The organism is Pseudomonas sp. Root562, from assembly GCF_001427125.1.
GTDB lineage: Bacteria > Pseudomonadota > Gammaproteobacteria > Pseudomonadales > Pseudomonadaceae > Aquipseudomonas.
This window is the reverse complement of the sequence record NZ_LMGK01000012.1, coordinates 535,001-561,683: the sequence shown is the minus strand read 5'-3', so window position 1 is coordinate 561,683 and position 26,683 is coordinate 535,001. Positions and strand designations below refer to the sequence as shown.

21 protein-coding genes are annotated in these 26,683 nt (G+C 58.6%); 10 read left to right on the top strand and 11 right to left on the bottom strand.

Annotated features, from left to right (window positions below):
* Positions 1 to 7: 7 nt before the first annotated feature.
* A complete protein-coding gene (locus ASD60_RS12645) occupies positions 8 to 2,878 on the bottom strand; it encodes an EAL domain-containing protein (protein WP_056854319.1) in 2,871 nt (956 codons plus the stop codon).
* A gap of 258 nt (positions 2,879 to 3,136) precedes the next feature.
* Between ASD60_RS12645 and uvrD the strand changes: the two genes are divergently transcribed.
* From uvrD to ASD60_RS12630, 3 genes are all read left to right on the top strand, one after another.
* Entirely contained in the window at positions 3,137 to 5,320 is a 2,184-nt protein-coding gene (uvrD, locus tag ASD60_RS12640) for a DNA helicase II (protein WP_056854318.1), read from the top strand.
* A 223-nt stretch (positions 5,321 to 5,543) separates the two neighbouring features.
* Positions 5,544 to 6,422, top strand: coding sequence for a Tim44 domain-containing protein (locus ASD60_RS12635; RefSeq protein WP_056854317.1), 879 nt, complete (start codon positions 5,544 to 5,546; stop codon positions 6,420 to 6,422).
* Positions 6,423 to 6,560: 138 nt separating this feature from the next.
* On the top strand, positions 6,561 to 6,968 hold the full coding sequence (locus ASD60_RS12630; protein ID WP_014720555.1) for an SMI1/KNR4 family protein: 408 nt from the start codon (positions 6,561 to 6,563) through the stop codon (positions 6,966 to 6,968).
* A gap of 21 nt (positions 6,969 to 6,989) precedes the next feature.
* Here the strand turns inward: ASD60_RS12630 and ASD60_RS12625 are convergent, their stop codons facing one another.
* Positions 6,990 to 8,753: a cation:proton antiporter gene (locus tag ASD60_RS12625; protein ID WP_056854316.1), complete on the bottom strand. Its 1,764-nt coding sequence runs from the start codon at positions 8,751 to 8,753 to the stop codon at positions 6,990 to 6,992.
* A gap of 288 nt (positions 8,754 to 9,041) precedes the next feature.
* On the opposite strand from ASD60_RS12625, the gene ASD60_RS12620 reads away from it, so the two are divergent.
* Positions 9,042 to 9,524: an acyl-CoA thioesterase gene (locus ASD60_RS12620; protein ID WP_008064551.1), complete on the top strand. Its 483-nt coding sequence runs from the start codon at positions 9,042 to 9,044 to the stop codon at positions 9,522 to 9,524.
* Positions 9,525 to 9,603: 79 nt separating this feature from the next.
* Here the strand turns inward: ASD60_RS12620 and pdxY are convergent, their stop codons facing one another.
* Entirely contained in the window at positions 9,604 to 10,476 is an 873-nt protein-coding gene (pdxY, locus tag ASD60_RS12615; protein WP_056854315.1) for a pyridoxal kinase PdxY, read from the bottom strand.
* A gap of 120 nt (positions 10,477 to 10,596) precedes the next feature.
* Between pdxY and ASD60_RS12610 the strand changes: the two genes are divergently transcribed.
* Entirely contained in the window at positions 10,597 to 11,010 is a 414-nt protein-coding gene (locus ASD60_RS12610; protein ID WP_056854314.1) for a DUF3301 domain-containing protein, read from the top strand.
* 3 nt (positions 11,011 to 11,013) lie between these two features.
* Here the strand turns inward: ASD60_RS12610 and ASD60_RS12605 are convergent, their stop codons facing one another.
* Entirely contained in the window at positions 11,014 to 11,979 is a 966-nt protein-coding gene (locus tag ASD60_RS12605) for a CobW family GTP-binding protein (protein ID WP_056854313.1), read from the bottom strand.
* 26 nt (positions 11,980 to 12,005) lie between these two features.
* On the opposite strand from ASD60_RS12605, the gene ASD60_RS12600 reads away from it, so the two are divergent.
* Complete coding sequence (locus tag ASD60_RS12600) at positions 12,006 to 12,362, top strand: hypothetical protein (protein WP_056854312.1); 357 nt, start codon at positions 12,006 to 12,008, stop codon at positions 12,360 to 12,362.
* Positions 12,363 to 12,433: 71 nt separating this feature from the next.
* Here ASD60_RS12600 and zigA read toward each other — a convergent pair whose 3' ends face one another.
* Positions 12,434 to 13,639, bottom strand: a complete 1,206-nt coding sequence (zigA, locus tag ASD60_RS12595) for a zinc metallochaperone GTPase ZigA (protein WP_056854311.1) — start codon at positions 13,637 to 13,639, stop codon at positions 12,434 to 12,436.
* A gap of 338 nt (positions 13,640 to 13,977) precedes the next feature.
* Here zigA and ASD60_RS12585 point away from each other — a divergent pair, with 338 nt between their 5' ends.
* Positions 13,978 to 14,871 carry a His/Gly/Thr/Pro-type tRNA ligase C-terminal domain-containing protein gene (locus ASD60_RS12585; protein ID WP_056854309.1) on the top strand — a complete coding sequence of 298 codons (894 nt, stop codon included), beginning with the start codon at positions 13,978 to 13,980 and terminating at the stop codon, positions 14,869 to 14,871.
* Positions 14,872 to 14,917: 46 nt separating this feature from the next.
* Here ASD60_RS12585 and ASD60_RS12580 read toward each other — a convergent pair whose 3' ends face one another.
* Positions 14,918 to 15,439 (bottom strand): DUF3617 domain-containing protein, encoded by a 522-nt coding sequence (locus ASD60_RS12580; protein ID WP_056854308.1) that lies wholly within the window; start codon positions 15,437 to 15,439, stop codon positions 14,918 to 14,920.
* Between the two features lie 132 nt (positions 15,440 to 15,571).
* Here ASD60_RS12580 and cls point away from each other — a divergent pair, with 132 nt between their 5' ends.
* On the top strand, positions 15,572 to 17,011 hold the full coding sequence (gene cls, locus ASD60_RS12575) for a cardiolipin synthase (RefSeq protein WP_056854307.1): 1,440 nt from the start codon (positions 15,572 to 15,574) through the stop codon (positions 17,009 to 17,011).
* Here cls and cfaB read toward each other — a convergent pair.
* A complete protein-coding gene (gene cfaB, locus ASD60_RS12570) occupies positions 17,008 to 18,195 on the bottom strand; it encodes a C17 cyclopropane fatty acid synthase CfaB (protein WP_056854306.1) in 1,188 nt (395 codons plus the stop codon). The two genes, cls and cfaB, sit on opposite strands and share 4 nt — an antisense overlap.
* 371 nt (positions 18,196 to 18,566) lie before the next feature.
* On the opposite strand from cfaB, the gene lpdA reads away from it, so the two are divergent.
* Positions 18,567 to 19,967: a dihydrolipoyl dehydrogenase gene (gene lpdA / locus ASD60_RS12565; protein ID WP_056854305.1), complete on the top strand. Its 1,401-nt coding sequence runs from the start codon at positions 18,567 to 18,569 to the stop codon at positions 19,965 to 19,967.
* A 46-nt stretch (positions 19,968 to 20,013) separates the two neighbouring features.
* Here the strand turns inward: lpdA and ASD60_RS12560 are convergent, their stop codons facing one another.
* Complete coding sequence (locus ASD60_RS12560; protein WP_056854304.1) at positions 20,014 to 20,487, bottom strand: Lrp/AsnC family transcriptional regulator; 474 nt, start codon at positions 20,485 to 20,487, stop codon at positions 20,014 to 20,016.
* A gap of 144 nt (positions 20,488 to 20,631) precedes the next feature.
* Here ASD60_RS12560 and ASD60_RS12555 point away from each other — a divergent pair, with 144 nt between their 5' ends.
* Positions 20,632 to 21,258: a LysE family translocator gene (locus ASD60_RS12555; RefSeq protein WP_056854303.1), complete on the top strand. Its 627-nt coding sequence runs from the start codon at positions 20,632 to 20,634 to the stop codon at positions 21,256 to 21,258.
* A 3-nt stretch (positions 21,259 to 21,261) separates the two neighbouring features.
* Here ASD60_RS12555 and ASD60_RS12550 read toward each other — a convergent pair whose 3' ends face one another.
* Genes ASD60_RS12550 through ASD60_RS12540 form a run of 3 tightly spaced genes read right to left on the bottom strand, consistent with a single transcriptional unit; the run spans position 21,262 to position 26,643 of the window.
* Complete coding sequence (locus tag ASD60_RS12550; protein ID WP_056854302.1) at positions 21,262 to 23,379, bottom strand: hypothetical protein; 2,118 nt, start codon at positions 23,377 to 23,379, stop codon at positions 21,262 to 21,264.
* Positions 23,366 to 24,562, bottom strand: a complete 1,197-nt coding sequence (locus ASD60_RS12545; protein ID WP_056854301.1) for a DUF3142 domain-containing protein — start codon at positions 24,560 to 24,562, stop codon at positions 23,366 to 23,368. The genes ASD60_RS12550 and ASD60_RS12545 overlap by 14 nt, the downstream gene beginning before the upstream one ends.
* Positions 24,563 to 24,612: 50 nt before the next feature.
* On the bottom strand, positions 24,613 to 26,643 hold the full coding sequence (locus ASD60_RS12540; RefSeq protein WP_056854300.1) for a 2Fe-2S iron-sulfur cluster-binding protein: 2,031 nt from the start codon (positions 26,641 to 26,643) through the stop codon (positions 24,613 to 24,615).
* Positions 26,644 to 26,683 lie beyond the last annotated feature (40 nt).

Below are 26,683 nucleotides of genomic sequence, written 5' to 3'. Positions count from 1 at the left end.
CTTCTACTCAACTGGCGGCCTGAGCATGCAGCAAGCCGGCCAGGGTTTCGGCCTCTACCGGGCGGCTGACCAGATACCCCTGCACTTCATCACAGTGTTCAGCCTTCAGAAACTCAAGCTGTTCGATCCGCTCGACGCCTTCCGCCACAACCTTCAATGCCAGGCCATGCGCCATGGCGATGATCGCCCGAGTAATCGCCGCATCTTCGCTACCCTCCCCCAGGCCACGAATGAACGCTTGATCGATCTTCACGTAATCGACGGGAATCCGCTTCAGATAACTCAAGGACGAATAGCCTGTGCCGAAATCATCAATCGCCAGTTTCACGCCCAGATCACGTAATTGCTGGAACGTCGCAATGATGTGTTCGACGCTGTCCAGCAACTGGCTTTCGGTGAGTTCCAGCTCAAGGTAGCGCGGCTCCAGCCCGGTTTCTTCCAGGACCTGGCGCACCAGACTGACCAGCTTGCCCTGTCGCAGTTGGTGCACGGACAGGTTCACAGATACCCGAATCGCTTCAAGTCCCTGCCGCTGCCATTCACAGGCTTGCCAGCAAGCCTGACGCAGTACGAACTCGCCTATCGGACCAATCAGCCCGGTTTCCTCGGCCAACCCGATGAAATCCCCAGGAGGCACTCGGCCCATGGTCGGGTGATCCCAACGCACCAAGGCCTCGGCGGCATTCAACTTGCCCGTGGCAAGGCACAATTTCGGTTGATAAAACACCTTCAACTGCTTCTCTTCGACAGCCTTTCGCAGTTGGTTTTCCATTTGCAAACGCTCCAGCGTGCTGGCTTGCAAACTGTCGGTATAAAACTGGAAGTTGTTCCCTCCCAGATGCTTTGCGTGCTGCATGGCCATGTTCGACTGACTGACCAATGCCGAAATATCCCGGGCGCTGTCCGGCAATAAACTGATGCCCATCGACGCGCTGACCACCAGCTCATGCCCATCAATGGTCACCGGCAACCGCAACTTGCTCGCCAGACGCGTCGCCACCCGCGCCAGGCTCGACAGGTTGCCGTAAGCGTTGAACAGCACCGCGAATTCGTCACCGGACAGGCGCGCGATGGTGTCCGCTTCCGGCAATGCATTCACCAACCGTCGAGCCATCTTCTGCAACAACTGGTCAGCGATTTCATGCCCCAGGCTGTCGTTGAGCTGTTTGAAGCGGTCCAGATTGATGTGCAGCAACGCCAGGCTGCGATAACCGCCCTGACGCACCCGTTGATGCGCTTCGCTGAGTCGTTCGCGGAACATCGAGCGGTTGGCCAGGCCGGTCAGTTCGTCGTAATGCGTAAGATAACGCATGCGCTCTTCGGACTCTCGGCGCGCCGAAAGATCAGCGAAGAAGCCCACGATATGACTGACATTTCCCCGAGTATCGCGTACGGCGTTCAGCTGCAGCCATTGCGGATACATCTCGCCGTTCTTGCGGGTTTCCACCAGTTCGCCTTGCCAACTGCCCTGCTGTTCCAGCGCCTGGTGAATCGCCGCGTAATGCCGACGCGCATCGCGGCTGCACGGTAATTCAACGACATTGCGCCCGATCATGTCCTCGATGTCGTAGCCGGTCACCCGACTGAAAGCCTGATTGATCGCGATAAGCTTGTAATTCGGATCGAAAATCACAATGCCTTCGCTGGCCGCTTCGAACACGGTCGCGGCCAGCTGCCGCTGCTCTTCCAGACCTTTGCTGACGCTGATGTCGCGACGGGTGCCGACCATGCGAATCACCCTTGCGTTTTCGCCACGCTCGACTGCCCGCCCGCGGTCCTCGATCCAGACCCAGTGGCCGTCGCCATGCCGCACGCGATATTCGATCTGATAGTCCTCGGTGCGCCCTTTCAAATGCTCGACCAGTGCTCTTTTCAGTCCGGGAAGGTCCTCCGGGTGCAGCCGCGGCTTGAGGTGACGCAAAATGCCCGTCACCTGTTCCGGCTCCAGGCCGAACAATTCCTGAATCTGCGTGTGGTGAACTTCGTCGGTTTGCAGGTTCCAGTCCCACAGCCCCAATTCGCTGGCCTTCAGGGCCAGCGCCAGGCGTGCTTCACTCTTGCTCAACGCCTGGCTGGCGGCGTCCAGTTCGAGGCTGCGCTGGGCAACACGGTTTTCCAGGTCGGTCTGGATTTCCCGCAATTCTTCTTCGGCACGCTGGCGTTGCTCAATTTCCTTGGCCAGCTTCTGATTGAGCTGGTCACTGCAACTTTGTGCCTGTTGCAGGTGTTCGATGAGCGCCTGATTCTGAAAACGTCGCATCAAGCCCCGATCGATCAAACGATTGACCTGCCAGGCAACCACGCTCAGTGCACCCAGCAGAATCAATCCAAACCAGCCCCAACCTTGCTGCTGCTCGTCTCCCCCCCAAAACATGTAAGCGATGGCCGGCAGCAGACAGGGCAAGGTGAACGAAAGAAAGGCCGGCAAACTGACCGCATAAGCCACACTGGCGGAAAGCGCCGCGGCACCGATGAGGCCGAAGACCCAGGCCTGCTGAATGAAGTTATCGGCGGGAACCAGGGCGATGCCGGCACCCGCCAGAGTCAGGCCGGTGAGGCCGGAGCCCAATAAAAACATGCGTAGCCAAATGGGGTGAGCCTGACGATTGGGAATGGCCGAATCGAAGGCGGCAACCTGAATCACCCGCAATGCCACCAGTGACAGCAGCCATACCAGCCAGACCGTGACCAGGAAGTAACGCTGCGGACTCCAGAGTAAACCGGCGCAGACCAGACCATTGATCAACATGAACAGCGTAGGCAGCAGAGAGCCCTGATACAGCAGACGCGTGCGTTCGACCGCCATCTCCATGGCGTATTGTTTACGAATAACCCGGGGCTGCGCAGTGGGGCCCGACAGGTCGAAGCTGAGGGTCATAGGCGATATTCTTGTTCTTATAATGATGAGCATGAGCCCGAAACGTCGACGGAGCATACACAAGCATCTGCCCTGACCAAACTGCTGCCGGTCAAAAAACAGACAAATCTGCCTGCCACCCGCCCCCGCGCAAATGCCCCCAGGCATGTAGCTGCAATGCTTACGGACAATGACTGACCGGTCGTCCCGCACATCTCTTTCATCGGCTAATGCAAAGCGGGATTTGCCCGGTGTGGCGCCGCCCCCTAGAATGCCCCGATGCGCGATGACCTCTCCCTTTTGCTGAACTCCCTCAACGATGCCCAACGTCAGGCCGTAGCGGCCCCCGTAGGCCGTCAGTTGGTCCTGGCCGGTGCTGGTTCCGGTAAAACCCGAGTGCTGGTGCACCGTATCGCCTGGTTGATCCAGGTCGAAAACGCGTCGCCCCACTCCATTCTGTCGGTGACCTTCACCAACAAGGCCGCTGCCGAGATGCGTCACCGCATCGAACAGCTGATGGGTATCAACCCGGCCGGCATGTGGGTCGGCACCTTCCACGGCCTGGCGCACCGCTTGCTGCGGGCGCACTGGCAAGAGGCAGGCCTGAGCCAGACCTTCCAGATTCTCGACAGTGATGACCAACAACGATTGGTCAAGCGGGTGATCCGCGAGCTCGGCCTGGACGAGCAACGCTGGCCGGCGCGTCAGGCCCAATGGTTCATCAACGGGCAAAAAGACGAAGGTCTGCGTCCGCAACACATTCAAGCCAGCGGCGACCTGTTCCTGGCGACCATGCGCAGCATTTATGAAGCCTATGAGGCTGCGTGTCTGCGCGCCGGTGTCATCGACTTCTCCGAACTGCTGCTGCGCGCCCTCGACCTGTGGCGCGATCATCCGGGCCTGCTGGCGCATTATCAAAAGCGCTTCCGGCACATTCTGGTGGACGAGTTCCAGGACACCAACGCCGTGCAGTACGCCTGGTTGCGCTTGTTGGCCAAGGGCGGCGACAGCCTGATGGTGGTTGGCGATGACGACCAGTCGATCTATGGCTGGCGCGGCGCGAAAATCGAGAACATCTACCAGTATTCCGAAGACTTCCCGGACGCCGAGACCATTCGTCTGGAGCAAAACTACCGTTCCACGGCCGGTATCCTCAAGGCTGCCAACGCCCTGATCGCCAACAACACCGGTCGCCTGGGCAAGGAACTGTGGACCGACGGCGGCGATGGCGAGGCCATCAACCTGTATGCCGCCTTCAACGAACACGATGAAGCACGCTACGTTGTCGAAACCATCGAAAGTGCGCTGAAAACCGGCCTGGCGCGAAGCGATATTGCGATTCTGTACCGCTCCAACGCCCAATCGCGCGTTTTGGAAGAAGCCTTGCTGCGCGAGCGCATTCCGTACCGCATCTACGGTGGTCAGCGCTTCTTCGAGCGGGCGGAAATCAAAAACGCCATGGCCTACATGCGCCTGCTTGAAGGCCGTGGCAACGATGCCGCGCTGGAACGGGTGATCAACGTACCCGCCCGCGGCATCGGCGAAAAAACCGTCGAAGCGATTCGCGAGCATGCACGCCACAGCGATGTGTCGATGTGGGAAGCGATGCAACAACTGGTAGCCAACAAGGGCCTTACCGGTCGCGCCGCCAGCGCATTGGGCGCATTTGTCGAGCTGATCGAAAACCTTGCCGCCAAGTGCATGGAAATGCCGCTGCACCTGATGACCCAGACCGTCATCGAGCAGTCGGGGTTGATCGCCTATCACGAAGCGGAAAAAGGCGAGAAAGGCCAGGCCCGGGTAGAAAACCTTGAAGAACTGGTCAGTGCTGCGCGTAACTTTGAAAACAGCGAAGAGGACGAGGACCTGACGCCACTGGCGGCATTCCTCGGCCACGCGTCGCTGGAAGCTGGCGATACCCAGGCCGACGAGCACGAAGACAGCATTCAGCTGATGACCCTGCACAGCGCCAAGGGTCTGGAATTCCCTTACGTGTTCCTGGTGGGCATGGAAGAAGGCCTGTTCCCGCACAAGATGAGCCTGGAAGAGCCTGGCCGTCTCGAGGAAGAGCGGCGCCTGGCGTACGTCGGCATCACACGCGCCATGCAGAACCTGGTGATGACTTATGCGGAAACCCGACGCCTGTACGGCAGCGAGACCTACAACAAGGTGTCGCGTTTCGTACGCGAAGTGCCGAAAGGTCTGATTCAGGAAGTGCGGCTTTCCAACAGCGTCAGTCGCCTGTTTGGCGGCAACCAGTCGATGAGCGGCGGCAACCTGTTCAGCGGCAGCGAGATTCCGCAGACCGGCTTCAGCCTCGGCCAGACCGTGCGCCACTCGATTTTCGGGGACGGCGTGATCCTCAACTTCGAAGGCGCCGGGGCCGCGGCCAGGGTGCAGGTGAACTTCAGCGAAGGCAGCAAGTGGTTGATGCTGGGGTATGCGAAGCTGGAAGCGATTTAAAGCAATTTTCTGTGGGAGCGAACCTGTTCGTTCCCACAGGGTTTTGCAACTTTCCTACAGAACTTATCCACTCCTCCTACAGACCAAAGTTAACAGGCCTTATTGCCCTGATTAAGCTGAACCCGACCTGTCAGGCAAAAGCCCGAAACACTCTGCCGCTAGCCAGTAACACTTCAGCTGTGCAACATGGCGCGCGTGCCTTCCACAAATGGGAATTCCCTCTATGAAACGTTTTCTTAGCATCGCCATGGCGTTGTGCATCGGCCTGACGATGAGTCTCGACGTCAATGCCGCCAAGCGCTTCGGTGGTGGCAAAAGCGCAGGCGCTGCGCCAACTCACCAGACCAGCCAGATGGCTCCTTCTTCTCCAGGCATGGGCGGCGCTGCGGCGACCGCTGGTGCTGCCGGTGCCGCTGGCGCCGCTGCCAAGGCCGGTGGCGCTTCGCGCTGGCTCGGTCCACTGGCCGGTATCGCCGCCGGTGGCCTGCTGGCGTCCATGTTCATGGGCGACGGCTTCCAGGGTATGCAGATCTTCGACATCCTGATCATGGCGGTCATCGCGTTCCTGGTCTTCCGCTTCATCGCCGCCCGTCGTCGCAAGCAGCAGGAGCAATTCGCACCAGCCGGTCACGCGCCGATGCAGCGTGAAGCTTTCGAACACAAGCCTGCCGGCGGTTCGATCTTCGGCGGTTCTGCAGCACCCGTCGCCGCTCGTCCGGTCATCAATGCTCCAGCCTGGTTCAATGAACGCAACTTCATCGAAGCAGCGCGCAATCACTTCCAGTCCCTGCAACAACATTGGGACGCGAACGAAATGGACAAGATCGCCGAGTTCGTCACCCCGCAGATGCTGGAGTTCCTCAAGCGCGAACGTGCCGATCTGGGCGACGGCTTCCAGTCGACCTACATCGACAACCTCAATGTGCAACTGGACGGTGTGGACGATCGCGCCGACAAGACCATCGCCACCCTGACCTTCAGCGGCGTGTCGAAAACCTCGCGTTTCGACCAGGGCGAAGTGTTCAGCGAAAGCTGGAACATGGAACGTGCACAGGGCGAAAACCAGCCTTGGCTGGTCGCAGGTATCCGCCAGAACGGCTGATTACCCTCCGCGCTTCACTTGCGGTAATAAAAACCCCAGCCTCGGCTGGGGTTTTCTATTTCGCGGTTGCATCTATAGCGAGCTACTGTATAAACCGCCCCATATAAACCGCGCCATACAAGCAAGAGGATCCCGGACGTGGAAGAAATCATCGAACAACTGCGTGAAGCCAATGAACCGGTACCGGTCCCCTTGGAGTTGCCTGACGAAGACCTGCTGGTGGAAATCGAAGAACAATTGTTCATCGACATTCCGTTCGTCTTCAGAGAGTTTTTGCTGACCGTCAGCGACGTGGTCTACGGCAGCCTGGAGCCGGTGACCGTCACCGACCCGCAATCGCACACCTATTTGCCGGACGTTGCCGCCAACGCCTGGGATGCCGGTGTGGATCGCAGCCTGATCCCGATCTGCCAGGACGGCGACGACTACTACTGCGTCGAAGAAGACGGCACCGTGGTGTTATGGTCCGCCGAAGAAGAGCTGGTGACAGAAGAAACCTGGGAATCGGTATGGCATTGGGCGCGGGACGTCTGGCTGGAAAGCTGAGTCAGCTGACGCCCGGCCGGGTCAGTGCCCTGGCGAATCCTTGTGATTGTCCAGCGTATCCAGCAAGGCTACCTGCATCCGCGTGTGGACGCGGATGAACCAGCGCCACAGCAACGCCGCCACAGCGGCCGCAACCACGGCAATCAATAGCAGCAACTTGTTGGTCGGCAAAATACTGGCCGACAAGGCTGCCAATAACAGAAAAATCACCAGCAGCGAGAGAATCGGGATCACTTCGGCGATCACCCGACGCACTCGCTGCGTGTGGCGCCCCGCCATCTCCGGTTTTACGCCCATCTCCGCCAACAGCATCGACAGCGCCTTGAGCTTGCGATACGCGGCAATCAGGAATGGCAGCGACAACAGCAGCGCTCCTCCCCAGATCAATGCCTTCTGCCAACTCGGATCGCTGATCCAATCCTGCAGATAAGTGGAAATGCGTTCGGCAAAGTAAGCGCCCGCGAAGAAGATCGCCACCACCAACGCCAGATTGACCCCCACTTGCAGCAAGATCCTTCGGATCATCGACGCCAGCAGCGCACCCTGGCCCTGTGGCTGGATGCTGCGCAGCCATTCGCCATACATCCCCAATACGCGTCCCAGTCGCTGCGGCATCACCGCCGCCAGTTTGATCGACAGCGGATCGGCGGCACGAATCAGATACGGCGTCAGCAACGTAGTGATCACCGATACCGCTACCGCCACCGGATAGAGGAAGTTACTGGTGACCTGCAGGGTCATGCCCAGCGAAGCGATGATGAAAGAAAATTCGCCGATCTGTGAAAGGCCCATCCCGACGCGCAGTGAGGTACGTCCGTCATTGCCGGCGATAAAGGCACCGAGCCCACAGGACAGCATTTTGCCAAGAACCACTGCCACGGTGATGACCGCAATCGGCCAGGCGTATTGCAGCAGGATCAGCGGGTCGAGCATCAACCCGATGGCAACGAAGAAAATCGCGCTGAACAAGTCGCGAACCGGCTCGATCAGGCGCTCGATTTTCAGCAATTGCCGGGATTCAGCCATGATTGCGCCGATCAGGAATGCGCCGAGCACCATGCTGTATTCGAGCTTGACCACCAGCAGACAGAAGCCGAAACACAGGCCCAGCACGGTAATCAGCAGCATTTCGTTGCTTTCGAATTTCGCCACATAGGCCAACAACCGCGGCACCAGCAAGATGCCGATCACCAGGGCGACGATCATGAACAGCGAAAGCTTGCCAACCGTAGAAAACACTTCGCCGGAGCTGACCGTGCCACTGACTGCGATGCTCGAGAGCAATGCGATGATGCCGATGCCGAGGATGTCTTCAACGATCAGCACACCGAAGATCAATTGCGCAAAACGCTGGTTTTTCATCTTCAGGTCGTTGAGTGCCTTGACGATGATGGTGGTCGAGGAAATCGCCAGGATTGCACCCAGGAACAGCGAATCCATGGTATTCCAGTCAAACCAGCGACCGATTTCGTAGCCGATCCAGATCATCAGCACGATTTCCAGGAACGCCGCGATAAATGCCGTGGCGCCGACCTTGAACAGTTTGCGCAAGCTGAATTCGAGGCCCAGGCAGAACATCAGGAAAATCACCCCGAGTTCCGCGAGGGTCTTGATGGTTTCTTCGTCATGGATGAGGCCGAACGGCGGGGTGTGCGGGCCAATGATGAACCCGGCAACGATGTACCCCAGCACCACGGGCTGTTTGAAGCGGTGGAAAAGAACAGTCACCACACCTGCGACCAACATGATCACTGCCAGGTCCTGAATAAAACTGATGGCATGCATGGTGTGAGGCTCCTTGGGTGACGCTGCTCATACATCGGGCGTGGGAATCGTCCGAGCGAGCAGAATGAAAATCCGCTATCCGCGTAGGCATTTTGCCCTTGGGGATGGGCTTTTGAAGGGTAACACCGCGACTTCCAACCGAAAGGCGGTGCAATATATGGAAACAGATCGATCCGGCGTGACGGCGATCAGCCGCCCGGCGTCCCGATAACTGTTGGTTTGAAAAAACCGCCGAGGCACCCGTAGAGGTGCGTCCCCTCAAACCTGGCCTTGAACCGTGAGAACGCTATGGAACCCGGAAACGCCCAACTGTCGATGACAGTATTGATGACCCCCGACATGGCCAACTTCTCTGGCAATGTTCACGGCGGCACCCTGCTCAAATACCTCGATGAAGTGGCCTACGCCTGCGCCAGCCGTTATGCAGGTCGCTACGTGGTGACCCTGTCGGTGGACCAGGTGATTTTCCGTGAACCGATCCATGTCGGCGAACTCGTGACGTTTCTCGCCTCGGTCAACTACACCGGCAACACGTCCATGGAAGTGGGCATCAAGGTGGTGACCGAAAATATCCGTGAGCGCTCAGTGCGTCACACCAACAGCTGCTTCTTCACCATGGTCGCGGTGGATGACCAACGTAAACCCGCCCCGGTGCCGCCACTGCAACCGGAAAACAGCGAAGACAAGCGTCGCTATATGCAGGCGCAGCAACGCCGCCAGATTCGCCAGGAACTGGAAAAGCGTTACCAGGAAATCAAAGGCGACGCGTAAAGCAAAAAAATCGCAGCCTGCGGCAGTTCCTGCAGAGGAATTCAGATCCCCGCAGGCTGCGATCTTTTTTGCACTTCGATCAAAGGCTGATCGATGTCGCCTCGAACCGCACCCGCGGATGGGCAATCCGATCCTGCGCGCGCACCAGCTCCAGCTCATAGCTGGCGCAGGCCTGAGTCTCGAGCAACACCTCGTGCACCGCCGATGCGGCGAACTCGAAAGCTGCCAGCAGGCTATCGCCCAATAGCACACGCGCCAGGAACAACCCGGACGTCAGATCACCAACGCCCACAGGTTGGCGCGGAAACGCCAACAGCGGGCGTTGCAGGTGCCAACTGCCTTGCGCTGTCACCAGCAGCATTTCGAAGACGTCCGGGTTTTTTCCCGGGTAGTCCAGATGTTTGACCAACACCGCCTTCGGCCCGCGTGCCAGTAACAAGCGCGCCATCGCCAGGCAATCAAACAGCGATTGCGGCTTGCGCCCCGAGAAGCTGTCGAGTTCCAGTTGGTTCGGACACATGAAATCAGCCACGGCGGCGGCTTCTTCCAGCAGAAAATCGCTGACTTCCGCGGGCACGCTGCAGCCCTTCTCCGGATGACCCATGACCGGATCACACAGGTACAGCGCTTTGGGATTCATCGACTTGATCCGCTCCACCCCTGTGAGAATCGCCCGGCCCTGCGCCGCGCTGCCGAGATAGCCCGAGAGCACTGCGTCGCAATTGCCCAGCTCGCCAATCGCCGCGATGCCTTCGACCAGATCAGGGATCTGGTGCGGCGCCAGCACGTCACCGGCCCACTGCCCGTACTGTGTGTGGTTGGAGAACTGTACGGTGTTCAGCGGCCAGACATTCACCCCGACCCGCTGCATCGGGAAAACCGCGGCACTGTTGCCAGCGTGACCGAACACCACGTGGGACTGGATAGCGAGCAGATGGGGTGTACGTTTCATGCGGTGAGATTTCCGTAAAACGATTGAAATTCGAGCGGCGCAGTATGCGACTAAACGCAGCCTGTACGACAGACCGGCGACGCAGTTAAGCTGACACTATCTTGTTGGAGCGCCCTGTTGATGCTGACCCTTGGAAATATTTTCGTGCTGATGCTGCTCGCCACTGCTGGCGCCTGGCTTTGGCACAACCACGGCTTGCGCGAACGTGCGTTGGAGCGGGTCAAGCAGCATTGCAGCAACCTGGGGATCGAGTTGCTCGATGGCAACGTGGCGCTGAAAAAAATGGGCTTCATCAAGGATGCCGCTGGCCGGCGACGTCTGGCCCGTGTGTATAACTTTGAATTCACGGTCACCGGCGAAACGCGGCATAACGGCACCATCACTCAGTTCGGCGCCCACAGCGCGCAAATCGAACTGGCGCCGTACCCGATGCCGTTTGACGACACGCCCCCTGTGGTCGATGTGGTCAAGCCAAGCGCTCAGGTGATCGAGCTGAATCATTGGCGGCAGGAACACAACAAGTGGCGGTCGTGATCTTCAATGCCTCCTGCAGTTGGCCAGGCCTCTTTGCAGCACTTCGAGGTCTTGCGGCGCACTGAAAATCAATTCAATCCGCGAATCCTTACGCCATTCACTCGGTTGCCACGCCACCACGGAATTATCCAGCGCGTTGGCCGATATCCAGCCTTTGTCACTGTGAATAACCAGCTTCGCACGCCGCCAGCAATGGCTTTCAAGCCAGCGCGCAACGAGAGCGGCCTCAAAGACCTGGCTCGGATGCCAGCGCCAGCCGATGCTCCAGCCACCCTCCTGTTCCTGGCTTAAACAGATCGGCAGAACCGGGTCGCTCCAGATCGCCGCGAGCTGCGCCAGACTTTTCGGCATCACAAAGTTATCCACACCCGCCACCGCTCGCGAAACCAGCCCGGGCAACTCACTCAAAGACAGCGCAGCTTGTTGCGTCCAATGCAGTTTACGCATCGGCAACGTGGCGGCAATTCGCTGCCGGTCCGCTTGCGCAAGTCCTTCAGACTTGTTCATCAGCAACAATCCCGCACTGTTCAGCGCCTCCTGTTGGGCCTCAGGCAGCGGCTTGCCCGCTACAAGCGCTTGCGCATCGAGTACCAGCACACAAGGTTGCAGACTCAACACGCCTCGCCATGGCGCCTCGCTCAACTGCTTGAGCAAATTCATCGGATGCCCCAAGCCGGAAGGCTCGATGAACAATCGATCCGGCCGCGCCTTGCGCAGCAGACGCCCGAGACCGACCTGAAATGGCGCACCGTTGACGCAACACAAACACCCCCCGGCCACTTCCCCCAGTGCGATACCATCGTCTTCCTGGGTGAGCAGTGCAGCGTCGATGCCAATCTGACCGAACTCGTTGATCAGCACTGCCCAGCGTTCATCCGCGGGACGTTGCGCCAGCAGGTTCTTGATCAGGCTGGTCTTGCCGGCCCCCAATGGCCCGGCGATGACATGGGTGGGAATGTTCTGCAACATGATCGAAGGTTTCTGAGGAGGTAAGGATGCGGTGGATTGGATTGGCGTTTCTGCTGACGCTTGCCAGTGGCGAAGCGCTGGCGCAGGCCTGCGTTGTCCATAGCCAGGCGGAACGACTCGACGTCAAAGTCTGCCAGCAGAACCGCAACATCCCGCAAAAACTGTTCGCCGACGGCTTCTGCCAACCGAACCTGGCCGGGCAGAAGGTCGACGTGCAATACGTCGACCAGTGCCCTGCAGGAGCGTTCGGCGTGTGCAGCAACGCTCAAGTCGCCAATATGCCTTACCGGCAGGATATTCACTATTACGGCGTGGCCACCGATGCGGCGTATTTGCAGCCGTACTGCGAAGCGCAAAGCCAGGGCACCTGGCTGAAGCCTTGAGCGGCGTGCTGCTCCAGCGTTGTTAAGCGACAGCAGCAACCCACGACTTCTGAACGGGGTCAATGGAAAGCTCAGGCGGCCTCTTCATGCCAAGGGCCAAAGGGGTCCGGGAGCATTCGCCAGCCTTGGACTCCCAGCGCCATTTCAGCGTCTGTCAGCAAGCAATCGTCGAGCTCTGCAGTGAGTTGTTTGAAGTCGATGTTCTGACCGATGAAGACCAGTTCCTGGCGGCAATCTCCTGTGTCGCTGGTCCAGTTTTCCATAATGGCGGCTGTGCTTTCCTCGTCCTGCGGCCATTGGTTGTTCGGCACAAAGCGCCACCAGCGCCCGGCGAAACCATGGCGCACCAATCCTCCCGCCTGGGACCAGCTTCCGGCATCCATATGTTTGCTGGCCAGCCAGAAGTACCCCTTGGAACGCAGCAGTTTGCCATTGACCCATGGCCGGTCAATGAAACTGAAAAAGCGTTGCGGATGAAAGGGGCGACGTGCCCGATAAGCGCTGGAGGCAATGCCGTACTCTTCAGTTTCAGCAACATGTTCGCCGCGTAACTCACGCAACCAGCCAGGCGCTTGAGCGGCTTTGTCGAAGTCGAAGCGACCGGTATTGAGGATTTTGCCAAGCGGTACTTCGCCCATGACCATTGGAATGATCTCAGCCTGGGCGTTGAGCCGTTTCAGGATCGCCATCAGCTCATCCCGATCGCCACTGCTGATGAGGTCGATCTTGCTGATCAGGATCACATCAGCGAACTCCACCTGCTCGATCAGCAGGTCGGTGATCGCGCGTTCATCGTCTTCTCCCAGCGTTTCGCCTCGGGATGCGAGGCTTTGCGCGGCATGGTAATCGATCAGGAAATTCATGCCATCGACCACGGTGACCATGGTATCGAGCCGCGCAATATCCGTGAGACTTTGCCCGTTTTCGTCGCGGAACGTGAAGGTTTCCGCGACGGGTAGCGGCTCGGAAATGCCCGTGGATTCGATCAACAGGTAATCAAAGCGTCCCTCATTGGCAAGCTTGCCGACCTCCTCCAGCAAATCCTCACGCAAGGTGCAGCAGATGCAGCCATTGCTCATTTCAACGAGTTTTTCTTCGGCGCGATTAAGGCTGACATCGCGCTGCACCTCGCCGCCGTCAATGTTGATTTCACTCATGTCATTGACGATAACCGCAACCCGAAGGTTTTCTCTATTACGTAGTATGTAATTAAGAAGTGTACTTTTTCCGGCCCCTAAAAAGCCCGACAGGACCGTGACAGGTAAGCGATTTGCCATCAGTTGCTCCTCATAGAAAGCCCGGTCAACCCTCGGGGCTTGCCAAACATGAAAAATTCTTCACGAATAACGATCGCGACAATCATGTTATACCATAACATTATGATGATGTTTCGATGATGGGCTCGCTCATGAGGGGCTAACCCGGCCTGATTGGGTAAGGCGAAGCATCGTTGCGATACCTCATAGCCAATCCCGGCGTTGGGCAATTGAGCCTGCTTTCGGATGACCATCCGGACGAATCGAACCTCGACAAATGTCTACATGACAGCGGACGGGATTTGGTTCTATGGTTAAACCGCTAGCGCGTGTGATCGAAGTATTCGAGAACAATAATCATGATCCAGATCACCCTGCCCGATGGTTCATTGCGTGAGTACGACCAACCACTGACCGTGCATGAAATCGCCGCAAGTATTGGCCTGGGGCTGGCCAACGCGGCGGTGGCCGGACGCGTCAACGGCGTCTTGGTGGATTGCGAATTCCTGGTCGCAGCCAATGCCCGGGTCAGCATAGTCACGCCGCAGGAGCCGGACGGCCTGGAGATCCTGCGCCGGTCCTGCACGCTGATGCTGGCGATGGCCGTCAAACAACTTCATCCGCATGCGCAAATGCGCGTGGGCTCGGCACTGGGTGACGGGTTCTTTTGCGAGTTTGCCGTCGAGCGAGCCCTCGCCGCGACCGATCTGCCGCTCATCGAAGCGCGCATGCAATCGTTGGCAGCAACCAACCATTCAATCCGCCGCAAGGCGACATCGTCGTCGGAAAGTCTTTCGCTCTATCGCCTCGGTGAAACCGAGTACTGGACCACCGGCCCGCATGTCCCAACCACCAGGGTACTGCAGGCATTCGCCCTGGATCACGTCAGCGGCACCTTGCAACAACGGGTCTATGGAACGTGCTGGTCCAGTCATCAGGAGCTGCAGTATTGGCGCCTGCCAGCGCATGTGATGGTCGTCAGCATGGATGATCGCCAGGCCCACTACGCGCACACCGTTACCGAGACGTTACGTCGTGGCGGCGTTCGCGCCCTGTCGGACCTGCGTAACGAAAAGGTCCGCTACAAGATTCGCCAGCACCGTCAAACCGTGCCGTACCTGGTGGTCGTGGGGGAAAAGGAAAAGGCGGGTGGCTTTGTCAGTGTGCGCAGTAACAGCGGGGAGGATTTTGGCAGGATGAAGGTTGAAGCGGTGTGTGAATGGCTGAGCTCCACCGGCATGGCCGGTGGTTGAAGCTCCCAAGGGCGTGCCCCGTGGGAGCCTGCACCCCGCGAATTTTTTATGCCCGAGGTTTAACTGTGCCGCAATCCTGCCCCAGCCATACAGCGCGGGTATCGAGGCTACCCTTTTGCTGAATGCCGGTGGCATTGAACGTGCCATTGACCTTGGTGGTGAACTCACGGTCACTGAGGAACGTGGCGACACCCGCGCCCTGCGCTTTCGGACAGCTGAAACGGAATTTCCACTGATTGCCGGTGCGCTCGGTGATTTCCTGCTTGCAGCCTGATTGCGGATCGGTCAGCGGAATATTGTCGGTCTTGACCTGTTCCGGCGTCAGGCACGCGCGAATGCCTTTGCCCCCCATGGTGATGCCCTGTTTTTCCAGCTGTGCCCGTTGTTCAGGGGTCATCTGGCTTTGTATCTGACCGAGGATCAGTTGCAGATCCGGCAGGTTCTGGTCATCGACCTTCATGTTGCTCGAGGTCAATTCCCACAAACCCGGTTGCAGCATCTGCGCCTGAGCGGCCACAGGAAGTGCCAAACCCAGCGTGATGGCCAAACCCAGCAGACGAACGTTCATCGTGTAACTCCTGATCATTGGTGGCCGTTAGACGTCAGCCGCAAGCTTCGGTTCATGGGCCAATTAAATAGCGACATTCTGCCCGGAACATGGTCTGTTAAGCATTGAATCTTCAGGAGCAAGGCTGCCCCCATGGATTATTTCGGACCGCATATTTTTGGCTACACCATCGCCCTGCTGCACTCCCTGGGCGCGATTGCAGCAATTCATGCCGTGTTGACCGTTCGAACCGCTCAGGGATCGATTGCCTGGGCGCTGTCACTGGTCTTCATGCCTTACCTGACACTCATCCCCTATCTGGTGTTCGGTCGCAGCACCTTCGATGGTTACATCAAGGCCCGACGTCAGGCCAACGAAGAAATGCGCAAGGCAATTTCTGAGCTCAACTGGCGGCCGTGGGTTGAAGAGGCGCTAACCGCTCGTGCTTCCACCGCTTACGCGTCGTTAAGGGCCATGCCCAAGCTCGGGCGCATGCCGTGCCTGGCCAACAACGACGTACGACTGTTGATCAATGGCCGGGCAACGTTCGATGCGATTTTCGATGCCATCAGCCAAGCCCGGGAAGCGGTGCTGATCCAGTTTTTCATCATTCACGACGACCGTCTCGGCCAGCGCCTGCATAAACTGTTGTTGGAAAAAGCAGCTGAAGGCGTGGCGATCTATCTGCTCTATGATCGAATCGGCAGCCACTCTTTGCCACACAGCTATGTTCAGTCACTGCGTGACGCCGGTGTCGAGGTCAAAGCCTTCGCCACTCGCAGCGGCTGGTTGAATCGATTCCAGGTCAACTTCCGCAACCACCGCAAGATCGTGGTAGTCGACGGCGTTATCGGCTTCGTCGGGGGGCACAACGTGGGCGACGAGTACATGGGGGAGAAACCACCCTTGGCGCCCTGGCGCGATACTCATGTACAGGTGCGTGGACCGGTAGTGGCCTGCATGCAGGAATCCTTCGCCGAAGACTGGTTCTGGGCAGCCCGTTCGTTGCCGCCGCTGATCCTGCCGGAGGTGTACCCGGACGACGGCGTACTGTGTCAAATGCTCGCCAGCGGCCCGGCGGATCCCTACGAGACCTGTTCGTTATTCTTCGTCGAGGCCATCCACGCGGCGACAGAACGCGTGTGGATCACCAGTCCCTACTTCATACCCGACGAAGCCGTCTTCGCCGCCCTGCGGCTGGCGGTATTACGTGGTGTCGATGTGCGAATTCTGTTGCCGTCGCGGCCTGACCACCGAATCGTCTACGCCGCCTCCAGCCTCTATGCCTTTGAAGCCGTGCGCGCCGGCGTTCGGGTTTTCCGCTATGAGCCGGGTTTCCTGCATCAGAAAGTGGTGTTGATCGACAGTGAGATCAGCGCCATTGGCAGCGCCAACATGGATAACCGCTCGTTCCGGTTGAATTTCGAAGTGATGTTGCTGACGGTCGACAGCACATTTGCCGGCGAAGTGGAGCAGATGCTCAACGATGACTTTGCCCAAGCCCACGAAATCGCCAAAGAGGAAGGCCGGGAGACTCGCCACCTGCAACAGGTCGGTATGCGGGTCGCCCGGCTTATTTCACCGATCCTTTAAGGATTGTAGATATCGTCCCGCGTCCATGGCAGTTCATGACTGCCATCGGCATGCGCCTTCACCGCAAGAATCTGGTGCAGATTGATCCAGCCGCGAGCGAAGGCATAGGCGCACCCGGCCAGGTATAGACGCCAAATGCGTAACGCCTGTTCAGGCACCAGTTTGGCGGCGGCTTCAAGGTTGTCTTCCAGGCGTTCGCTCCAGTGATCCAGCGTGCGCGCGTAATGCAGGCGCAGACTCTCGACATCGACGATCTCCAGACCCGCTTCACTGATCTCGGCAGAGATCATTGCCAGGTGCGGCAACTCGCCGTTGGGAAATACGTATTTTTCGATGAATTCGCCAGCCCCCCGTCCTACCGGGCGCCCGTCGGTGTGTTTGGCGGTGATCCCGTGGTTCATCACCAGGCCACCCTCCTTCACTGCGCCGAACAGGGTTTTGCAGTATTCGGGAAGATTCGCGTGCCCCACGTGTTCGAACATGCCAACGCTGACGACTTTATCGAATCGGCCGTCCTGCGGCAGGTCGCGGTAGTCGAGCAGTTGCAGTTCGACCAAATCCTCCAGGCCTTCAGCCTTGACCCGCTCCCTGGCCAGCGCGAGTTGTTCCTTGCTGAGCGTGATGCCGAACACCTTCGCGCCGAATTCACGGGCCGCATAACGTGCCAAACCACCCCAACCGCAGCCGACATCCAGAAGATACTCGCCAGGTTGCAGTCGCAACTTGCGGCATAGATGACGGAATTTTGCTTGTTGAGCCTGCTCCAGCGATTCACTGCCGGTCTCGAAGTACGCGCAGGAATACGCCATGTCGCTGTCGAGCCACAGCTGATAAAAAGCATTGGAGAGGTCGTAATGGTAGGAGATCGCCTTGGCGTCAGTTTCCTTGTCGTGGACGGTACGCACAGGCTGGCTGCCATCGTCCTCATCCAGCAACGCCTGACTCCATTCATCGCAGACGCGGATGACGTCGCTGATGGCGCCTTCCAGCTCCAGTTTGCCTTCGACAAATGCCGCGCCAAGCGCATCCAGGCTGGGATGGGTGAACTGGGTAACCATTTGTGGGTCCTTGACCACAATCGTGACGCTGGGCATCGGCCCCAGATTGAACTCATGGCCATCCCAGAGTCGCAGGCGTAGCGGTAACTGCAGATTCTGTAAGGCCGGTGGAAGTTGCGCGAGCATGGAGATTCCCCCCTTGTTTCAGACGTCTGATCAGAGGGTAGACCATCTTGGAAAAATAGCAGGCTATTCAATTAATCGCCGTTTTCCATGATTCGCGCCGTAATGACTCATAGGGAGCGAATGCACAAAATGCCGTGCCCTCACTTAAATGACTACGGCCACGAAGGACAGTTCTAACAATTGTTACCCGTACTGCGCTACTGGATGAAAATGTTCTCAGCCCAGCATTTGTTCCACGTGGAACCACACTGAATTCTGCGCAGCGAAGGCGAAGCCTTGACCGGAATGCCTCGGACGCACATATTACGCTCGTAATTTTACTCAAAGGCTACGGTTACCCCTCCGATCCCTTTCAATCCAGGAGAAGATCCATGAGCACTTACGACGTCGTGATACTCGGCGGTGGCCCCGGCGGTTACAACGCAGCGATTCGCGCGGGTCAACTCGGTTTGAAAGCGGCTTGCGTGGAAGGGCGCGCCACCCTTGGTGGCACCTGCCTGAATGTTGGCTGCATGCCGTCCAAGGCATTACTGCATGCCTCCGAACTCTACGACGCAGCCATGGGCGCAGAATTCGCCAACCTCGGCATCGAGGTCAAACCGAGCCTCAATCTCGCGCAGATGATGAAGCAGAAAGATGAAAGCGTGACTGGGCTGACCAAGGGCATCGAATTTCTCTTTCGCAAAAACAAGGTCGACTGGATCAAAGGTTGGGGCCGAATCGACGGGCCGGGCAAAGTCAGCGTCACGGATGCTGCTGGCGGCACGACCGAACTGAGCGCCAGGGACATCATCATCGCCACGGGCTCCGAGCCGACTCCCCTGCCCGGTGTCGAGATCGATAACAAACGCATCCTCGACTCCACGGGTGCCCTGTCGCTGACGGAAGTACCGAAACACCTGGTGGTCATCGGCGCCGGCGTGATTGGCCTGGAGCTTGGCTCGGTATGGCGGCGTCTGGGCGCGAAGGTGACAGTGGTGGAGTTCCTCGATCGAATCTGCCCTGGCGTGGATGGTGAAGCAGGTAAAACCCTGCAACGCTCCTTGAGCAAACAGGGGATCAGCTTCAAGTTGAGTTCGAAAGTGACGAGCGCAACCACATCTGACACAGGTGTGCAGCTCAACGTCGAACCGGCCGCTGGTGGTACCACCGAAGTGCTCGACGCTGATTATGTGTTGGTAGCCATAGGACGCCGACCTTATACACAGGGCCTGGGCCTGGAGAACGTTGGCTTGGCCACGGACAAGCGCGGCATGCTCGCCAACAAGGGTCACCGCACCGAAGTCGCTGGCATTTGGGTCATTGGTGACGTGACATCAGGTCCGATGCTCGCGCACAAGGCTGAAGACGAAGCCATGGCGTGTGTCGAGCAGATCGTTGGCAAGGCCGGTGAGGTTAATTACGAGCTGATCCCCAACGTGATCTACACCAAACCGGAACTGGCCAGCGTTGGCAAAACCGAGGAACAACTGAAGGCCGAGGGTCGTGCCTATAAGGTTGGCAAGTTTCCCTTCACCGCCAACAGCCGGGCGAAAATCAATCACGAGACCGAGGGCTTTGCCAAAGTGCTGGCCGATGAGCGCACCGACGAGATCCTCGGCGTGCATCTGGTAGGCCCGAGCGTCAGTGAAATGATTGGCGAATATTGCGTGGCCATGGAGTTCAGCGCGTCAGCCGAAGACATAGCCCTGACCTGCCATCCGCATCCGACCCGTTCTGAAGCCTTGCGACAGGCCGCGATGAATGTGGAGGGAATGGCAACCCAGATGTAACAACATCAAAAGCTCGCAGCCTGCGGCAGGCGGCGAGCTATTCACTTCAGCCAGGCAAATGCGTCAACGGAAGCGGGCCCGGTGCTTTCACCGTATGGATCGCAAAGTTACTGCGGATATCGCTCACACCCGGCAACTTCAACAGGCATCCGGTGAGAAAGCGGTCGTACGCGCGCAGATCCGGCACCACCACTTGCAACAGAAAATCCGATTCCCCGGACACCAGAAACGCCGAGATCACCTCAGGCAAAGCCGTGACCGCCAGGCGAAACGACTCGGCCTGTTCGTCGTTGTGACGCTCGACCTTCACGCCAACAAACACCGTCAACCCAAGACCGGCTTCATCGCGATCGAGGTTGGCCTGATAACCGCGAATCACCCCGGCTTCTTCGAGCATGCGTACCCGTCGCAAACAGGGTGACGCCGACAGGCCGATCTCTTCGGCCAATTGCACGTTGGTCAAGCGACCATCGCGCTGCAGTGCAGCGAGAATCTTGCGATCGTAGGCATCCAGTTTCATGTTTGGCAGATTCCGATGGTCATGTGTTCTGTTCATGGCAGATTATGCCAACAAAGCCCAATCTTGAAGCAAACTACGCAAGCACCTGCCCTGCCCTTGCGCCCTACACTGGCCCTACCAAATCGACAACAAATGGGGTGCAACATGGCAGGACTCTGGCTGTTTTTCATGGCACTGGCCGTGGTGTACCTGTTGCCTGGTCCTGACATGATCCTGCTGCTGCAGACCGGTGCTCGTCAGGGAAAAGGAGCGGCACTCGCCACAGCGGTGGGACTCGCAGTAGCCCGCGGCTGTCACGTTGTACTGGCGGCGCTGGGGCTGGCGGCATTGTTCAAAGCGGCGCCCTGGACATTCGACGTGGTGCGACTGGCGGGTGCCGCGTATCTGCTGTGGATCGGCATTCAATGCCTGCGAACGACGATGCTGCCGGCCTTGCACAGCCATCAACCGATACAGAAAGCCCGCTGGCGCGAAGCGATCCGTCGCGGTCTGTTGACCAACCTGCTCAACCCCAAGGCGCTGCTGTTTTGTTCCGTGTTACTGCCGCAATTCATCAACCCACAGGCCGGGCCGGTGCTCGCGCAATTTGCAGTGTTGGGTGGTGTGCTGGTCGGCGTCGGTTTGCTCTTCGACAGCACCTATGCCCTGATCGGTACAGCGCTCGGCCGCTGGTTGCAACGCAGCCCTTCGGCCCAGCGCTTGCAGCAATGGTTATTCGGTAGCCTGTTGATCGGTTTCGCCGTACGGCTGACCTTTGTGCAACAGGCTTGAACCTTACTGCGCTTTAAGGCGGCGGCGATTGATCAGCAACAGTGCCGCTGCCGTGACCGCAACAACGCTGCCCACCTGCAAAGGCGTCTTGTATGGACGCAATGCAGAGCGAGCGGCATCGGTAACCTGGGTGACATAGCGTTTATCGGCGTTCTCGAAATCGGGATACGGGCATTGGTTGCCAAAGTCCGCCGCCCATTCCACAAAAGGCCCGTCTTTGACATAGCGTTGGTAGAGCGCACTTTGATCTGCAAGGCTGCTGTTCCAACCGGCCGCTTCACAGAGCACAGCAGCAAATGCCTGACTGGTATGCGGCAGATTATCCGCAGCGCGATTGGCCAATTGTGTGGCGACAAAGCGGTAGTGATAACGCTGATCAGGCTGGGCAGCGCTGGCCTGCTGACGCTTCACTTCGTCTTCGGCCACCAGCGGCCCGACTTTCAACTCAGTGCTTTCAAGGCTGTAGTTGCCGGCGAAGGTGGCGAAATCCGGGGCCATCTCGTAACCGAGAATATCCATCCCCCACTCACGTGCAGTCCACGCAGCGTTGAACAGAGCGGCGGCGCGGCGGGTCGGCCACCAAGCGGCATCGGCCGCCAGGCGTTGCTCGCCATACAGCCTGGCCTTGTGGCGCAACCCGTCGTTATCGAAATAGGCGGGCGCATCTTCATAATGCCCTTCGCGTAACAACCGACGGCCCAGCAAATTGCGCAGGCTCGCTGCCACTGGCAAGGGCACATAGTTGTCGCGGTCATGCTGGCTGAGCGGGGGTGGCGCTGGAACCTGGGTGTCGACGTAATGCTTGAGTTCGTCGAGCGTCAGCACACGTTCGGCCACCGTCGCCGCGTCAAACCAGTAGATACTTTGGCTGCGATAAAGCTGGTCGAACGCTTGCAGGTAATCCCCGCGTTGCAGGGCCAGAATCGCACTTTCGCCATCAACCCGACATTTGGGTTGCAGCGTTTCATAATCGAAGTCCGGCGTTCGCCGATCGCCCCAGGATTCATTCTGAGGAAAGGCCTGCGCCGCCTTGGCATACGCCGCGGCCGCAGCAGTTTTATCGCCATCACGCAGCGCCAGCTTGGCGCGTAACCACCACGCCAGCCCACCGTCACCTGCGTGTTCAACGAACGCCTTGGCGCTGGCGAAATCGCCCTGTTGATAATTCACCGCCGCCAGCCGATCCGCATTATTGAGGCTGCCCAGCGTGCTGTTTTGCAGCAATTTAATCAGCTTCAATTCGTTTGCCGGTTGTTCACCGAACGACCAGCCCAGTCGACTGATCAACGATGCCGTTACCAGTTGCTGTACCGGTTTGCCCTTGAGCCGTTCGGCCAACTGCTCTTCGGGCATGGCCGCCAAGTCAGCCACCAACAGCTTGAGTGAGGTATAGCCCACCGCCGAACCGTGCAGGTTCTGCGTGGCATAGAGTTCGATGGCCGTGTTCCAGTCGCCGGCGGTGCGGGCTACGCGGGCCTCTTCGCCGAGACTGGCCACACCCAGTTCCAGCGGATCACTGAAGCCGTCGATACTCAGTTGCCGTGTTTGCTCAAAAGCCTTGCGAGCTTGCGCCAGCAGATCAGGAGCCGCACCGGCCTCGGCACTCATGGCGAATCGCGCCCGGCCCAGCGAGTACGCTGCCCAGGTACTGCGCAACGCGCGTTGATCCGCGGGCAGCGCCAGCACTTTTTCGAAGTATTCGGCTGCCAGCCCATGGTCACCCACGTTGAACGCCACCGCACCGGCCAGATAAAAACGGATTTCGTCGGGCAAGTTCGCGCCCTGTACTTCAACCTGCGAGGCATTGGTCAGGCTACGCAGCTGCTTGACCAATGCCTGCTGCGCCGGCGTCAAACCCGCCTGCTCAGCCTGATTGCGTTGCTCTGAGTAGTCTGGCCCATCCATGCTGTATGCGGTTGCGCTGACGTTATTCAACCCGGCAATCCGGTGCCCGAGTCGGCTGATCTCGAAGTTGAAGTTGCCCTCCGGCAGCTCCGCCAACGATTGACCACGGTTATCCAGCAGGCGCATCGGGAAATCCGGCCCGCATGCCAACGCCGAACCCAGTGGCAGGCTGAGGCTCAGGCAGAGCAGATGACGCGGCCAGTTACGGGTGAACATTCGAAGCTCCTTGATCAATTTTGCTGCAGCGAGCCCAACCAACGGCGCGTTGTCCGCCGGCTGCAATCCGCCCCTCACGCAAGCGGGTGAAGGTAAGCAGATCCGGGCCTTGTTGCAACGCATAACCGGCGAGTGCATCGGCGCCATCACAGCCTTGCACTGCGACAGTGACGCGTTCGGGCCAGGCGCTGTCGAGGTTGCCCTGATTGATCAGGCTCACGTCATACAGGCCCTGGTGCTCCGTGAAACTCAGCGTAAGCCGACTATGGAGCGCATCTCCCCGCGACACGGCGCGCAAAGTAGTCAGGCTCCACGCCCGCCGGTCGTTGGCCAGTGGCAGGCGAAACCAGATCAATCCGGCCAGATGATTCGGAGGGTCGTTTCGCAATTGTGCAGCGAGTTGACTCAATTGTTGGGGATCGGCCAGCAACTCCTGACGCTTGCCGTCACGTTCGATTCGAGTTTCGCTTTCCACGACCGGCGCACCGCCGTCATTCGGCAACAACGCCACACCGTATGCCGGCAGCGCCAGAAAGAAAGGTTTTTCGGTTATTCGGCTCCAGGCGTTCGTCCATTGCCGGGCTTGGTCGGGGTCGAACAAACCACGGCGAGGATCGCTCACCGCGTGAACCTGCAACACACTGCTGTCGACCGCGGCTAACAATGCGGGCAGCTGCGCACTGCCGAGCCACGCCGGCAACGCGGTGATGCTCAGTGGCATTGAGACCGGCAGCACCGTGCGCAAATGCAGGAGAAACTCTCGATAGGCCGAAAGCCGCGCATTGCCGGCGTCGTGATCGATCTCCAGACCTGCGACAGTCAATCCTTGTGTCTGCCAGTCGCTGAGCACCTGCTGAATATGCAGCGTGACTTCGTTCTGATCCAGCGACTTGAGCTGGCCATCGAGGCGAATCACTGCGATCAGCGGCCGACCATCGTGCTTGAGCAGCTCAGGGTCAATCAGCGCCCGATGCCATCGGGCCTGGGGAAATGCCTGCAATGCCAGCACACGCAGGGTGGAAAAATCTGCGCGACTGTCGCGCAGCGCTGCTTCATGGGAGGGGGTCCATTGTCGCTGCCAGATGTACAGCTGCTGATCGAGCGGGGGCGCCTCCCGCTGATCGCAGCCATTGAGCAGTGTCAGTGCAGTCAGCAGCGACACCAGCCGAACGAAAAAAACCATAAAGCTCCTGTGAGTTGAACCCGCTCCTTCGTAGAAGCCTTTGTCAGCAACTACAAATCAAGTACCAAAGGCTGCGCGCCCTGAGCCGGAATTGCACAGCAAATCAACACCTCGCCCTCCTCCGGTATCTCCGCTGGTGGTTGTGGATAATGCACCTGGCCGCTGATCAAACGGGTTTTACAGGTGCCGCAAGAGCCACCACGGCAACTGAATTCGGGCTGCAAACCACGACTTTCTGCCAGCTCCAGCAAGCTGCCGCCCTCGGGTTGCCAACGCGCCTCTTTGGCGGAACGCTCGAACACCACCGGCACCGACGTGGTGGCGGCCGGTGGTTGCTCGATCACTATTGCATCCGGATCGGGCTGGCGGCGCAACGTCGAAGGGCCAAAGGTTTCGGCGTGAATCCGCACATCGCGGACGTCCAGCTCACGCAGGCCGTCATACATCGCCTGGGTAAAACTGCCGGGACCACACAAGACGAAATCCAGCTGATCGTAGTCTTCAACTTCAAGCAATTCCGTGAGCCGTGCGACATCGATACGCCCGATCGAATCGAAGTCTTCACCTTCCAGAGCGTTCGGCTCCGGTTGACTGAGCAAACGTATCACCTTGACCGCATCACCGGCGTGCTCGAGCAAGCGATCCACTTCCGCACGAAATGGTTGATCCGCCAAGGTACGCGAACTCTGCAAAAACAAGGTCGGACGAATCCCACGGGTGCGCAAGCCTTGGTAGACCACTTCACGCAACATCGACAGCAGCGGCGTAATGCCCACTCCGGCAGCCAACAGTACCAGTGGCCGACGCTCATTGGCGGCCACAGTGAAATGGCCTTGGGGTGCTCGGGCTTCAAGCAGATCACCGACGCGAATGTGTTCATGCAGGTGTGAAGACACCCGTCCATCACGCTTCACGCTGATACGGAAAAAATCATCCGATGGGGCACTCGACAGACTGTAAGTGCGGATATGCACGTCACCATCAATGTTGAACCGCAACGGTAAATGCTGACCGGCCTGAAACAACGGCAGCCCTGCTCCGTCAGCTGGCTCCATGTAAATCGAGCGAATGTTCTGGCTTTCCGCTTCGATTCGTACGACACGCAATGGCCGCCATTGATCACCTAAAGCCTTGGCTTGCAGGCGAGCTTTGGCTTGCTCCCAAGTACCTGTTAGCAGACTGGTGGGTGAAACGCCGTCGAAACGCCATCGCAATGCAAGAGCACTAGGTCTGCGAACAACATGTTCCACGTGGAACGTCCACAAACGTTCGGCACCTTGAAAGGCCTCTACCTGTGGTCCTTCCAGGATAATTTCGGTGCGCCCGCTGAGTTGCAGCAGATCACCCGAATTGAAATCAATGAATAACAAACCGGCCTTTGGATTGACCCGCAAGTTGCCCAAAGTGTTGAAAAAAAGGTTGCCCGCAAAGTCTGGAATGGTCAGGCAATTCCCTTCGATGTGAACGAAACCTGCCTGTCCGCCACGGTGTGAAACATCCACCGAGCGAACGCCATCGACGTCCACATAGCTGGCGACAAAGAATGTATCAGCCTCGGCGATCACAGCTCTGGCTGCTTCGTCCAGTTCATTGAGGTACTGCGCGGGACGCGTTGATGCATCCGCCAGCGGCACCGAGCGAAACTGCCGTAACTGTATGTACTGCGGGCAATTGCCATACGACTGGTCAACCTTCACCGCAAAACCGTTCGCCGTCATTGCGCCGATATGACCGTTGATGCGGTTGCGCCGCCGGGTATGCAATTCAATACCCAGCAGGCCGATTGCCGCGCCATCGCTCAATTGCGCCGGGTCATCCGCTGCTGGCACGCTGCTGAACTGCAACAGTTGCGGTTCAGGGGAATGAGCAAAACCAGCTTCACCTTCAAGCACACTGGCCCACGGGTTGCCGTTGGCATCCACCGCGCCATACAGCATGAATGGCAATTGCTCGTAGAACGTGCGGTGCTGGTCCGGCATGTAATCACGAATAACCCTGCGACCTACTGCCTCCATGCGCTCGCCAACTCCGATATGCGCCTGTAACTCTCTTTCGCCAGCATGCCACGGTGAACGGTCCATCACGGCTTCTCCCCTGCGCCAATGGCACAGCGTGAAGGGC